The following is a 12,451-nucleotide window of genomic DNA, read 5'->3' on the forward strand; positions in this document are numbered from 1 at the left end:
GTGTATTTTAAAAATCAAATTTTACCCCCATTGTAAATCTTGGCCTGTAATATTCAGCCTGAGCGGTTCTGCTCTGGATTCCCTGGTAATACCTTAACGGCTGATTCGTCAGATTATTGGCTTCTGCAAAAACTCTGAGCTGGCTTGTAATCTTGTAGGAAGCATTGGCATCGAGGAAAAACTGTTTGTCATAATAACGGTCGTCAAAGGCTTTTCCTCCCAGTTCATCAATATAATGAGACGCATAGTTCATGGAAACTCTTGCTGAAAAACGTTTATTTTCCCACGAAAGAGATCCGTTGAACATATGAGGAGCAGCGCCGGGAAACCCTACATCTGTTCTCTCAGTGCCTTCTTCATTGGTGATTCCTTTTGCTTTGGATTTGGTGTAAGTATAGTTTACATAAACTCCAAGTCCTTTCCAGAAAGCGCCTGGAATAAAGTCAAGCTGTCTTTGTAAAGCCACTTCAAACCCATAAATATCTACATTGTCACCATTACGCTGCTGGGTAAACTTCCAGTTGCTTTCTCCCGCAGGAATTGGGTTGGACTGTCCTGCAAAATCATTCGCGAAATCATTCGCAGTATAATTTCTTTGGGAATACGTATAAATAAAATTATTCAGGTTTTTATAAAAAATACCTCCGGAAAGTATCCCTACAGACTTAAAATACTTTTCTGCCATAAAATCAAAATTATAGGCATAGGTTGCTTTTAAGTTTGGATTTCCGGCTGCTACGATCTCGTCTTCTGAAATAACATTAAGGTAAGGAACCAGTGAGTAATAATTGGGGCGTGCCAGAGCTGTGGTAAATGCTGCACGAAGCACAAGATCCTGCACCGGAACATATTTGAAGGAAATATTCGGAAGTACATTGGTGTATGTATTCGTATTATTGATTTGTCCTACCAGGTCCTTTTCATTCATCACATAGTTTCCGGTGTAATCGATATTGGTCGTTTCAACACGCGCTCCAACGATCATGGATAATTTATCATTGAAATCCTGATCCCAACGGATATAGCCTGCATAGATCTGCTCCTTCGCATTGTAGTTGCTTGAAAGATATTTTTCAGGCTTTAATTTACCATTAAACAAAGTTGGATTGAATAAATCCAGCCCTCCAAGGAAAGAAGGGTCAACGAATGTTCCCGGAACGTAATTTCCCGGCTGGAAGTTCTGACCATCAAGATTTATTGTCGGAACAGATAAAAGGCTTCCCATAGTGTTGACCGGAGTAAAGGCGTAGAAGTCATTCTCTCTTTCTTTTTTCTTCAAACGCATGCGGAAACCGGTACGAAGACGTCCTTTCTGGCCATCAATCACTGAAAATGGAAAACGTACATTCACTTTTGCTCCCAGTTCCTTTTCCTGTGTAAAGTTATTGGCATCGGAAAGATCACTCAATTTATAACTTCCTAAATTATCTGCAGCAAGGAGATTGAACATCGGTTTTTCAGGATTACTAAGGTCAGGAGAGAAATTCATTTTGCTGTTTTCAAACTCTATATAACGCTGGTGAGGCTTATCTTCACTGGCGATTGCATAGTTGACAGACCAGTCAAGATCTACCTTGGAACCTAATAAATGTTCTCCTCTTAAAGCATAGTTCTGAACTTTCTGTTTTTCAAGACGGGTATTGTCATTATCAGCATCACCGCCTTTATTCTGTCTTGTGATACTTCCTTTCCAGTCTGTAATCTCAGTTTCATCGGCGTTATAGACCGGTTTTATTTTATACCCTAATGCCAGTCTGGTTTCCTTATCATTTCTGAAATTATACATTGCAGAAGCGTAGATCTTGTTTTTGGAATTGAATTCATAATCCATATTAAGATCAAAACTGTGTCTGATACGGTGTTCATTATAATAACGTACACCCATTTTGCTTACATAAACAGTCTGTGCAAGATCGTTCGCCTGGCTCCATACCGGTTCTATATTATCCGAACCGAAATTGTTGTTGTTATAGGAAAAACTGAATACAGCCCCTAGTTTTTTATCCAAAAACCGGTTTCCATAGACAAAACCGGCGGTATAATTTCCTTTTTCGCGGATTGGATTGTATCCTCCGGCAACGGTTGCAGAAATTCTTTGTCCATTCGGGGAAGCTCTGGTAATAAGATTGACGGAACCTCCGATGGCATCAGCGTCCATATCTGGAGTCAGGGTTTTATTAACCTCAATCGTAGAGATCATATCAGAAGGGATCAGGTCCATCTGTACATTACGGTTATCTCCTTCAGCAGAGGGAATTCTGTCACCATTCAGGGTAACGGAGTTAAGATTGGGAGCCAGTCCTCTGATAATAAGATTTCTGGCTTCTCCCTGATCATTTTGTATGGTAACTCCCGGAACACGCTTCAAAGCATCCCCGATATTGGCATCAGGAAAACGCCCGATCTGATCAGAAGAAATTACATTGGTAATATTGGCGTTGTTTTTTTGCTTGTTTAAAGCTCTTGCCTGATTTTTTAAAGTAGCTCCTGATACTACAACTTCTGCAATAGAGGTTTCTTTTTTATCGAAAATAATATTCTGGCGGGTGTTTTTCTCACTTTCAACTGTAACGTTGTATTCATGAACACCATACCCAAGATAATCAATTTTCATGGTATAACTCCCCGGAGGAACGTTCAGGAAAACAAAGTTTCCATGTTCATCTGAAGTGGTATAAATATTCCCCGGACTTAGAGAGATTTTAGCTCCCGGCAGGGCTATTTTCGAATCGTCATTAATGTTTCCGGAAAGAGATCCGGTTTGCGCATAGAAAAAAATAGAGGCACAAAATAAAACAGATGTAAAAATTTTCTTCACTTTTCCTTTTTTAGATAAAAATCACAACAAAATTAAACGTCTGTTTGGGAAAAGTGTTGAAGAGAAAATTAACTGTTTCTTAAGAATTGTTAATATAGATGATTTTGTAAAAGATAAAAGATATTGTTGTTAAAGTTCAGACAAAAAATAAGATAGATATAGATTCCTCGGAATGATAAACTGTATGGATATACTAAGCGTATATAACTGATGAAATAATTATGAATACTATACAAATACACGCGCACATTGTCATTCCGTAGGAATCCAAATAATGCATTTAATTTTTTTGAAATTTGACCTTTTTAAGATTTTGAAATATTAAGTATTTCCTGCACGATAATTTTAGATTTCTCTATCAATTCATTGGATCTATAGAGCTGGCTGGTAAGTATAGAGCTTTCAAAAAGAAGATAGATATGGGCGGATGTAATATCGTTTTGGATGTCTTTATTGAAGCATTCTCTCAGTTTATTTTTATGATATCGGATTACCTTGTGAATCTCTTCCTTATCGGCAGGGATTTCAGATAAAATATTCAGGAAACTGCATCCTCTGAAGTCTTCTCTTTTATTCATGTAAATCAGGAAATCAAAGGACTTTTGGAATTTTTCCTGCAGTGTTTCTGCTTCCGATGTAAATTTTTTAAGTTCAGACACCCAGTAATCATATCTTTTATTGAGAAATTCAATGCAAAGTTCCTCCTTAGATTTAAAATGATGGTAGAAACTTGCTTTTGAAACACCAGCTTCATCAATAATCTGGTTGATGCCTGTATTGTTGTAACCTTGCTTATGGAAGAGAACCATTGCTGTATTTAGTATCCTTTCGCGAGGTTTGGGCATCGTATAAAATTTTTACAAATGTAAAAAATAAACAGACTGGTAGGTTTGAAAATAAAATTATTTTTAAATAAACCCTGTGGCATAATATAGCTGAATAACAAAGAAAAGTACGGTAAAAAACCATACGATATAAGGATGATAGGTGAAGTTATTTTTCAGAATATAATGCAACGCTTTGAAAAGTTTGAAAATTCCGATAATTCCAATGATAATAAAAACCAGAAAGACCAGAAAGAACAGGTATTCTCTTGTACCATAGTTACTTATCTTGCCCATATTTTGTATATAAGCATCTACATTCATAGTTTGCCCAAGAAACATTGCCGAACTGATTAATATAAAAAAAGGAGTGGAGGTATACACCGTTGTATAAATAAAAGAAAATAATAACGTTCGGAAGGTGACTGTATTCACTTTTTCTTTTTTGTACCATAACAAAGCAACAGTGAATATGACTGCGGTAATATTATTCATCAAAAAAATAAAGAGCGCTTTTTCTACCATGCTTAACCCTTTGATTTTTGAAATAATATTGTGCTCACCACCATAATCCATTAAAAGTACGGAGACAATCACGGAAGTATACACTGAAAGTTTGATAGGAGAGAGATAGTCGCGAAAACGTTCTGTCTCCTCTTTTTCCATCTCGTGTACGGAAAGATCATAGCAGCGGCGGGGATCCTGAAACAATTTAAAAATGGTTACGGGAACCAACAATATTTCAATAATAATCTGCAGGCACAGCTTTTCAAAACTATCAATCAACTTTTCAAACATATAGAAGGATATTAAGGGAACGTTTTTGCAATTTAATCAATTTTTGTATTACATCTTAAAACATAATAAAATAGTGGATGACTTAAGATAAATCATCCACTATTTTATGGTATAAAAACGTTCCTTATTATTTAGGAAGTCCTCTTTTTAATGCATTATTGGCTATTTCTACCGCTTTTCTTTCTTTCCAGTCCATATATCTTTTTTTGTATCGGCCTTTCATGAAATTATCAAAATTACGCTGAACAGCAAGATTCCAAAGAGAATGTGCTTTTACAGCCCAGCTTTTGTCCCATGCACGCAGGGAAATAGAGAAAGATCCATCCAGATATTTCATCCAGTGCCACCAGCCGGTAGGCATGAATAAAGTATCTCCGTGTTCCAGGAAGCATTCGATTCCTTCAATACCATCCAATGCCGGGAATTTTTCAAAATCAGGATTGGAAATATCATAATCTTCCAGTGCATAGGTAGCATACGGAAGTTTATAAAGTCTGGATTTCCACTTGTATTCAAATAAAAGAACATGTTTTCTTCCATTGAAGTGAGTGTGGAAAATATGAGGCATGTCTATATCATAATGAAGGAAAGTTACAGAACCTTTACCTCCGAAAAACATACTCGGATATTTATCTAAAAACCCACCCATAAGATTCTTTGGCGGAACATAATCGTCCAAAAGTTTCGGAGCAAATTTTATAGGGTCAAAGAAAAAGATTCTCAGATCAGTAGGTTCTCTCTGAATAAGGTCTACATAATCACTGAAAGGCATTTTCGTAGTCGGAGTATTGATAGGAGCGGCAGGATCTGCTTTGGAACTGTCGTAAAGGGGAACTTCAACGTCGCCAACCACTTCTTTCATATACTCCATTGTCCACTTTTGGTAGGCAGGCCATTTTCTTGCCATATTTCTGATTACCACTGGCTTACATGGCTTTAGATATTTTTCACGGAAATCTTCTTGTGAAATATCATCTACAATATCAATTGGTTTAAGGATTATTCCCATTCGTTCAAATTATTAAGCTAAAGTATTAAATATTTGCGACAATAAAACGGAAAGAAATAAAATTATTTGGAATTAATATAAATAAATGATAAAATACATATTTCTGTCTTTTTTTTAGAGTTATTGTGTTAGATTTTTAGTTCAAATAGTTTTTAAATATACTGTGTTTATGCTGTAAAATGATCGTTGTGAAATAGAATAATTGTATGTATTATTGTGACATTAAAAACAGCCATGAAAACTTTCACTACGATTATTTTTTCGCTTGTATTTGCAAGTGCCTTTTCACAAAAATCAGCTAAAATTTTCACTTCAGATATTGACAATTTTTGGGTTGCCTATGACAGCATTCAAAAAACAAACGATCATACCCAAAAACTGACCCTGATTAAAGAATTATATATCGATAAAGGAACAGCAGGCTTAAAAGCTTTTATGAAAGCCAGAGACTATAATGATACTGTGTTTATAAACATTATTGATAAGTATCCTAAATTCTGGAATTCGATCAGACCAAATACTCTGACTATAAAAACTAAAACAAATGAGCTGGAAGCCAGTGTTATCCGGCTGAAGGAGATCTATCCGGATCTTAAAGAAGCTGAAATGTATTTTACGATAGGTGGACTTAATTCCGGGGGGACAGTGAGTGGAAATAAGGTATTGGTGGGTGCTGAACTGGCAACAGGGCTTCCGTCTACAGATGTTTCAGAATTTGAGGAAGACTGGCTGAAAACCGTATTTGGCCAACAATCTCTGGATAATATCGTCTCTTTAAATGTTCATGAATATATCCATACCCAGCAGATCGGAGACCGTAGAAGAGTTTTGAATAAATCTATAAAAGAAGGATCGTGCGATCTGATTGCTGAACTGGTGATGAATAAGCCACTGGAAAGGAAATATCTCTCTTATGGAAATGCTCATGCAGCTGAGGTTAAAGATCTCTTTAAAAAAGAAATGTTTACCGGTAATTTTACAAACTGGCTTTATAATGGAAGAAAGAAGGGAGAAAGTGCCGATCTGGGATATTATGTAGGATATGAAATCTCTAAATCTTATTACCGGAATGCAAAAGATAAAAAACAGGCTGTAAAAGATATTATTGAGCTGAATTATGACAACGATAAAGCTGTTGAAGACTTCCTCACCAGATCAAAATTTTTCAAAGAAAAAATTGATAAACAAAAGCTGATCAAAGAATATGAAAAAAATTTACCCTATGTTGTAAAAACAGAACCTGCAAACGGGTCCGTAAATGTAAGTGCTGACACAAAAGAAATAAGAATTACCTTTTCAAAAGAAATGGTTCCCAAAAGCTATTCCTTCAATCTTTCCGATAAAGGAAAAGAGTATTTTCCAATTACCAAAATAATAGGAATGGAAAATAATGACAGAACATTGGTTCTTTCAGCAGATCTGAAACCGGGTAAGGAGTATGAATTTGTGCTGACGAACAAAAGTTTCGCTTCTAAAGACGGGTATCCCCTGAGAGATGAAACACTTCTTGTAAAATTTAAAACAAGGGATAAATAGTTTGATCATTATGAATGATAACCAGCTTTTATATCTAGCTTCAATAGTTTGTTTCTTTCTTATTATTCTAACCTTCAGGCATAGCCGGAAGTTTGGCGGTGTCAATATGCTCCTGTTCTGCTTATACAATTCAATATTATATTATCATTTAATTTATGATAGCAGTGGAGGAGCAGATCTTGTATGGTGGTTTTGCCTGCTTGTTGTATCAGGATGTCATATGCTGGCACTTTTGATTTACTTTGTAATAACAACTATTATCAAAGACAACAGGTTACGAAAAAATAAGGATTAAAAGATAACTGTAAAACCTTGAAGAAATTATTCAACCATTTAAAATTCAGATTTCATCAAAGTTTCAGACTGCTCAATCTGAACCCAAGAACAGGTATACCTGTGCTGATTATTCTGGGAGTTCTTGTCATCATGAAGCTGCCTGAAAGCTATTATTACCCGCCTTTATTTTTTATACTGGCATTGCTGTTTCATTACGAAAGAAAAGATATTCCTTTCCTTAAAAAAGTCTTTGTCAAAAGCTGGCGTTGGATTATTGTATTGGAAACGGTATTCATTTACAGTATTTTGTTATGCGGAAATATTCATTACATATTTGAGAAAACCGCATTACTTTCATTGCCGATGTTTGCCTTACTGGCCTTTATCACTCCAAGAACCCAGCCATGGATCACATTTCAGTGGAACTTTATTCCGGATGATTTATTTGAATGGAAAAGCTTTCTGAGAAAAAATACCTTGCTGGCAGTTTGGGGATTGGTTATTCTCTGGTGTTCAGCTTATCACTTTGTGGCTCTGGTTCTTACAGGAGTTTTTGCACTGGATTATATCTCACATCTTTACGAACCTAATGAAAATAAAGAAATGCTGGAGATGTATTTTAAAAAATATACTTTAAAAGAGAAACTCAGAAGGAATTCTCTGCTTTTCAATGCTTTGTTGTTACCAACATACGCTATGTTTCTGATTCTGAACCCTGCTGAAAGTTTATATATACTTTATTATTTTGCTTTTATGAACCTGTATTGTATGCTGATTCTGACCAGAAAATATAAGCAGTACCATCATAAAGAAAAGAGTAATTACTACACTATAGGTGTTTTTATTGAGTATACAATATCCAGTATAATCATTATCCCGGCGGTATTTATATTGAAAAATAATATAAAAGAAGCTTCTCAAAATATTAAAACCTATGTTGGAGATTAAAAATATACATGTTCATTTTAAAAATCAAAATGTTTTAAACGATCTGAATCTTTTTATAGAAGAAGGCTGCATATTGGGACTGCTTGGGAAAAATGGGGCGGGAAAGACTACTTTGTTTGAATCCCTGTACCAAAGTATACCATTCTCCGGAGAGATCAGCTGGAGAAATGAGCGGTTGAAACGGGAAATGATTTCTTACCTGGAAACCGAAAACTATTTTTACCCTTACATTACGGGAGAAGAATATCTTGCTTATTTCACTTCAAAAAAAGAAGTTGAAATTAAAGAGACTATTGAAAAATTCAATCTTCCGATGAAAAAATATGTGCAGTATTATTCCAGCGGAATGAAGAAAAAGCTGGCCCTTATCGGAATGCTGATGCTGGATAAGCCTATTAATATCCTTGACGAGCCATTCAATGGAGTAGATTTTGAAGGAGTTCACATCCTTTATGGTATCATCAGACAGCTGAAATCCGAAAACAAAGTAGTTATTGTGAGTTCCCATATTATTGAAACTCTTTTTCATACCTGTGATAAAATTGCTTTTCTACAAAACGGCAATATTGAAAAGATATATGAAAAGGAAGAATTCAGCCAATTGAATGTACTTAAATTCTAGATCGTTTTTTTAATACTATTTAACATTAGAAGAAAGAATTCTTAAGGATTTTTTTTATTAAATTGCCTTTTCAAACTAATAACTTATTTATTATGAAAAATCTAAAGAAAATCGCGAGACAAAGTTTAAAAACAATCACAGGAGGTCGCCCACCTGCAGAAAGTGAGTGTATAGCATGTGGCTGTCCTACATCAACATGTTATTATAAAAATGGAAATGGCGGCGGCGGTGGTTGTGCCGATATCAGATGTGCATGATCATTTTTCTATAAAAAACCTTCCGGAGTACGGAAGGTTTATTTTTACGTTATTATGGCTTGTTTTCTTCATACTTCTTTTTGATAAACAACATCATAACTGCCAGAAATAATGCTGTAATACTTGACCACATTATGTTTTCTATACCAAAACGGGCAATCCAGAATCCTCCAAATAAAGTACCTGCGGTTACGGCAAAGTTTCCACACGAAGTAAAAATACTATTCATAAACTCCGAAGAATCTGAAACAGAAGAAGTGACATTGATATTGCTGATCAGAAAACCTCCCGAATGTACCATTCCCCAGCAACCGATAATCCATATCATAGGTATAAAATAGGTTCCAGAATATCCCATCAGCAGATGAATTCCTGATAATAGAATTAAAAACAGGAGAGTAGTCTGAAATGGAAATCTGCTCATGTATTTTCCTGCAATTTTATTTCCTGCAATTCCCACTGTTCCAAATAAAAAAAGCATGAGGCTTATCTGTTTGCCATTCATTCCGGTGACCTTTTTGAAGAAATCTGCCATATAACCATACGTAGAGTACATGGCTGTAATGGTGAAAAATGCAAGGAGAAGCCCGATCCATAAATGGGTATTGTAAAATATTTTAACAGAAAAACCTATTGAAGGCTTGTTTGTATGTTGAATAGGCGGTAAGCAGATCCATACACCAGTCAGTGCAATTCCATTAATAAAAGCGGTAAGCAAAAAGGAAGACTGCCAGGAAAAGAGATCAGACATAAAAGTTGCCAGTGGAACACCCATTACCGTTGCCAGAGTAAGCCCCGAAAAAATAATGCTAACAGCCCTGGATTTCTCTGTAGGATCTGAGGTTTCTCCGGCCATAGATAAAGCAATCGACCAGTAAACTGGATGAAAGAACGCGGGAATCATTCTGACTACAAGGAGCATATAAAAATTGGTGATGTACGCAGACAGAATATTGGCAGCAACGAAAATAAATAATGAAGAAATCAATAGATTTTTTCTTTTGAAGGTAGATAATGCCATCAGCATAAAAGGGCCGAAAACAGCAACGATCAACGCAAAAGCACTCAGCAGCCATCCCGCTTTTTCAATGGAGACCCGGAACGCTGAAGCTATTTCAGGCAATACCCCTATAACACCAAATTCTGTGGTTGTGATTCCGAAAACACCAAGTGCCAGTACATACAGATTTCTGTTCATTTTCATTATTTTTTTGCAAATTTGCAGAATAGACTATCAGGAAACTATATACTTACCTTTTAGTTCTATACTTACCTTTTTGAAAGTGTAAATAAAAAACGATTATTATGCCTCAATTTTTCCACGATAAAAGACTGTATTATACACCTATTGAATTTGCATTAAGTCATATTGGAGGAACCTGGAAAATGCCTATTCTATGGAGATTACAGGAAAAACCTCTTCGTTTCAGTGAGCTTAAAAAAGATATTCCTCATATTACAGATAAAATGCTGACCAGCCAGCTGCGAGAACTGGAAGCTAAAGACATGATTCATCGTGAAGTATTCCCCGTAGTGCCTCCGAAAGTGGAATACAGCCTTACGGAGAAAGGGAAAAAAGCCATTCCGGTTATTGAGACCATTATGCAGTACGGCTATGATCTGATTAAAGATGAAGGCATTGTTTTTCCGCCTAAAGAATAAAAAAATATATTGTCTTTTTTCATACCTTCACATAAAATCTATTCTATAGTATGAAGCTGAAATTAGGGATCTTGGACCAGTCACCTGTAACAATGGGTGGCAGTGCAGCCTCCGCATTGAAAAACAGTATCAACCTTGCTTTACTGGCTGAAGAAACAGGCTTTCATAGTGTCATGTATGCCGAACATCATGGAGTAGAAGCTTATGGGAGTTCCAGTCCTGAACTTTTAGCAGCAATTATACTAAGTAAAACAAACCGTATCAAAATAGGAACCGCCGGAATTATGATGCGGAATTATTCTGCCTATAAAATTGCGGAATGGGCCAAAATGCTGTCCACTCTGTATCCTGAACGCTTTATTCTCGGATTGGGAAAAGCTCCCGGAGGATTGAAAGATGCTGTTATGGCACTCAATAATCATAAGCCGGTAGTGTTATCAAACATGGAAACGAAACTCGAAGAGATCATTCAATTGATCAGAGAGGAAGAAGGATCTTATGACGGACTTATTGCGCAACCTACCCATGTGCAGCACATTCCTGAAATCATGTGGCTGGGATCAGGAATGACTTCGGCAAAAGAAGCGGCTAAACATGGGACAGGATATTCCTTCGCTGCTTTTATGAACAGTGAGAACGGGATGGAAAATACAGAAGCTTATCTCAAAGAATTTGATGGTACTCAATATTTTTCCCAGCCTTCTCTGCAGGTGGCAGTTGCTGTATCGGTAGCAGATACCATTGAAGAAGCCAGACGGAATGCTTATGGAATGGCCTACCAGTTTTTACAATCCCGCCAGTTAGTCAGTCCCAATGCTGTTCTTTCTCCTGAAGTCGTAGAGCAAAAGATTTTGGGAACTAAAGATGAAGATGAGTTTTTCACCTTTTTAGAGAGAATTATTATAGAAACACCGCAGTCTGTGGCGCAGAGATTGCAGCAGATTTCAGAAAAATACAATACGGATAATCTTTTGATATTGAGTAATATGTATAAGGAGGGAGATCGTATTTATACCTATAAAAATATCATTAAAAATAATAATTAAGCCCTGTAAGAAAGCCAAAATTTCTGTTTTACTGGGGCTGTATTTAAACATAATTCGAATGCATGAAGCAGGATATTTCAAAATTATATATTATTACGGGCGGTCCCGGAGCTGGAAAAACAACGGTGCTGGATGAATTAAATAAATATGGATTGACAGCAGTCCCTGAAGAAGGCAGGAGAATTATAAAAGAACAGATTGAGTCCGGAGGAGAAGGGCTTCCCTGGCTGAACAAAGAACTTTTTGCCAGTCTGATGTTTGAAGAATCGGTAAAAACCTATCTGGAAATAAACCAAGCGTCCCATTTGAAACCTGTTTTCTTTGATCGCGGAATATGGGACACGCTGGGGTATATGAGGCTTGAAAATATTCCTGTTCCGGAATTAATGACAGCAAGAGCCAGAGAAATGGTTTATAATAACAATGTCTTCATTCTTCCTCCATGGAAAGAGATTTACGAAAATGACCCGGAGAGAAAACAGACCATTGAAAAAGCCATCCTCACTTTTGAATGTATGAAAGAGATTTATGAGGAGTACGGCTTCAATATCATTGAAGTACCGAAAGTTACTGTAGAAAAGAGAGCCCGTTTTATCCTTGACAGAGTTCTGATATAAAACTGAAATGAGTAGGTTCAGCTGAGGTACATCCTTTA

Annotated in this window: 12 protein-coding genes; 7 read left to right on the forward strand and 5 right to left on the reverse strand. The window is 36.3% G+C overall.

The window, feature by feature from the left end:
- Positions 1–7: 7 nt before the first annotated feature.
- The 4 genes from CHRYMOREF3P_RS23035 to CHRYMOREF3P_RS23050 all read right to left on the reverse strand — a co-directional run bounded on the left by CHRYMOREF3P_RS23035 (position 8) and on the right by CHRYMOREF3P_RS23050 (position 5,449).
- Positions 8–2,818, reverse strand: a complete 2,811-nt coding sequence (locus tag CHRYMOREF3P_RS23035) for a TonB-dependent receptor (RefSeq protein ID WP_077414649.1) — start codon at positions 2,816–2,818, stop codon at positions 8–10.
- Positions 2,819–3,123: 305 nt separating this feature from the next.
- Positions 3,124–3,663, reverse strand: coding sequence for a TetR/AcrR family transcriptional regulator (locus tag CHRYMOREF3P_RS23040; protein ID WP_180565606.1), 540 nt, complete (start codon positions 3,661–3,663; stop codon positions 3,124–3,126).
- A gap of 63 nt (positions 3,664–3,726) precedes the next feature.
- The gene (locus tag CHRYMOREF3P_RS23045) at positions 3,727–4,440 is read right to left on the reverse strand and encodes a hypothetical protein (RefSeq protein ID WP_180565607.1); all 714 of its coding nucleotides are present in this window, start codon (positions 4,438–4,440) and stop codon (positions 3,727–3,729) included.
- Positions 4,441–4,567: 127 nt separating this feature from the next.
- Entirely contained in the window at positions 4,568–5,449 is an 882-nt protein-coding gene (locus CHRYMOREF3P_RS23050; RefSeq protein ID WP_077414643.1) for a cupin-like domain-containing protein, read from the reverse strand.
- Between the two features lie 234 nt (positions 5,450–5,683).
- On the opposite strand from CHRYMOREF3P_RS23050, the gene CHRYMOREF3P_RS23055 reads away from it, so the two are divergent.
- The 4 genes from CHRYMOREF3P_RS23055 (at position 5,684) to CHRYMOREF3P_RS23070 (ending at position 9,088) form a co-directional block, all read left to right on the forward strand.
- Positions 5,684–6,985: an Ig-like domain-containing protein gene (locus CHRYMOREF3P_RS23055; RefSeq protein ID WP_077414641.1), complete on the forward strand. Its 1,302-nt coding sequence runs from the start codon at positions 5,684–5,686 to the stop codon at positions 6,983–6,985.
- A gap of 312 nt (positions 6,986–7,297) precedes the next feature.
- Positions 7,298–8,209 carry a hypothetical protein gene (locus CHRYMOREF3P_RS23060; RefSeq protein ID WP_077414639.1) on the forward strand — a complete coding sequence of 304 codons (912 nt, stop codon included), beginning with the start codon at positions 7,298–7,300 and terminating at the stop codon, positions 8,207–8,209.
- Positions 8,196–8,831, forward strand: coding sequence for an ATP-binding cassette domain-containing protein (locus tag CHRYMOREF3P_RS23065; RefSeq protein ID WP_077414637.1), 636 nt, complete (start codon positions 8,196–8,198; stop codon positions 8,829–8,831). Before CHRYMOREF3P_RS23060 ends, CHRYMOREF3P_RS23065 begins: the two co-directional genes overlap by 14 nt.
- Positions 8,832–8,923: 92 nt before the next feature.
- Positions 8,924–9,088 (forward strand): bacteriocin-like protein, encoded by a 165-nt coding sequence (locus tag CHRYMOREF3P_RS23070; RefSeq protein WP_180565608.1) that lies wholly within the window; start codon positions 8,924–8,926, stop codon positions 9,086–9,088.
- Positions 9,089–9,140: 52 nt separating this feature from the next.
- Here CHRYMOREF3P_RS23070 and CHRYMOREF3P_RS23075 read toward each other — a convergent pair whose 3' ends face one another.
- Positions 9,141–10,286, reverse strand: a complete 1,146-nt coding sequence (locus tag CHRYMOREF3P_RS23075) for an MFS transporter (RefSeq protein ID WP_232539086.1) — start codon at positions 10,284–10,286, stop codon at positions 9,141–9,143.
- Positions 10,287–10,393: 107 nt separating this feature from the next.
- Between CHRYMOREF3P_RS23075 and CHRYMOREF3P_RS23080 the strand changes: the two genes are divergently transcribed.
- The 3 genes from CHRYMOREF3P_RS23080 to CHRYMOREF3P_RS23090 all read left to right on the forward strand — a co-directional run bounded on the left by CHRYMOREF3P_RS23080 (position 10,394) and on the right by CHRYMOREF3P_RS23090 (position 12,413).
- A complete protein-coding gene (locus CHRYMOREF3P_RS23080) occupies positions 10,394–10,750 on the forward strand; it encodes a winged helix-turn-helix transcriptional regulator (protein WP_077414633.1) in 357 nt (118 codons plus the stop codon).
- Between the two features lie 50 nt (positions 10,751–10,800).
- Positions 10,801–11,796 carry an MsnO8 family LLM class oxidoreductase gene (locus tag CHRYMOREF3P_RS23085; RefSeq protein WP_077414631.1) on the forward strand — a complete coding sequence of 332 codons (996 nt, stop codon included), beginning with the start codon at positions 10,801–10,803 and terminating at the stop codon, positions 11,794–11,796.
- A gap of 62 nt (positions 11,797–11,858) precedes the next feature.
- On the forward strand, positions 11,859–12,413 hold the full coding sequence (locus CHRYMOREF3P_RS23090) for an AAA family ATPase (RefSeq protein ID WP_180565610.1): 555 nt from the start codon (positions 11,859–11,861) through the stop codon (positions 12,411–12,413).
- Positions 12,414–12,451 lie beyond the last annotated feature (38 nt).

The sequence above is a fragment of the Chryseobacterium sp. JV274 genome, assembly GCF_903969135.1.
Taxonomy (GTDB): Bacteria; Bacteroidota; Bacteroidia; order Flavobacteriales; family Weeksellaceae; genus Chryseobacterium.

Excerpts from the sequence above, each read along its gene's own strand:
- CHRYMOREF3P_RS23045 (WP_180565607.1), bottom strand. The coding sequence starts at position 4,440 with ATGTTTGAAAAGTTGATTGATAGTTTTGAAAAGCTGTGCCTGCAGATT.
- CHRYMOREF3P_RS23040 (WP_180565606.1), bottom strand. The coding sequence starts at position 3,663 with ATGCCCAAACCTCGCGAAAGGATACTAAATACAGCAATGGTTCTCTTC.
- CHRYMOREF3P_RS23050 (WP_077414643.1), bottom strand. The coding sequence starts at position 5,449 with ATGGGAATAATCCTTAAACCAATTGATATTGTAGATGATATTTCACAA.
- CHRYMOREF3P_RS23075 (WP_232539086.1), bottom strand. The coding sequence starts at position 10,286 with ATGAACAGAAATCTGTATGTACTGGCACTTGGTGTTTTCGGAATCACA.
- CHRYMOREF3P_RS23055 (WP_077414641.1), top strand. The coding sequence starts at position 5,684 with ATGAAAACTTTCACTACGATTATTTTTTCGCTTGTATTTGCAAGTGCC.
- CHRYMOREF3P_RS23085 (WP_077414631.1), top strand. The coding sequence starts at position 10,801 with ATGAAGCTGAAATTAGGGATCTTGGACCAGTCACCTGTAACAATGGGT.
- CHRYMOREF3P_RS23080 (WP_077414633.1), top strand. The coding sequence starts at position 10,394 with ATGCCTCAATTTTTCCACGATAAAAGACTGTATTATACACCTATTGAA.
- CHRYMOREF3P_RS23090 (WP_180565610.1), top strand. The coding sequence starts at position 11,859 with ATGAAGCAGGATATTTCAAAATTATATATTATTACGGGCGGTCCCGGA.
- CHRYMOREF3P_RS23070 (WP_180565608.1), top strand. The coding sequence starts at position 8,924 with ATGAAAAATCTAAAGAAAATCGCGAGACAAAGTTTAAAAACAATCACA.
- CHRYMOREF3P_RS23065 (WP_077414637.1), top strand. The coding sequence starts at position 8,196 with ATGTTGGAGATTAAAAATATACATGTTCATTTTAAAAATCAAAATGTT.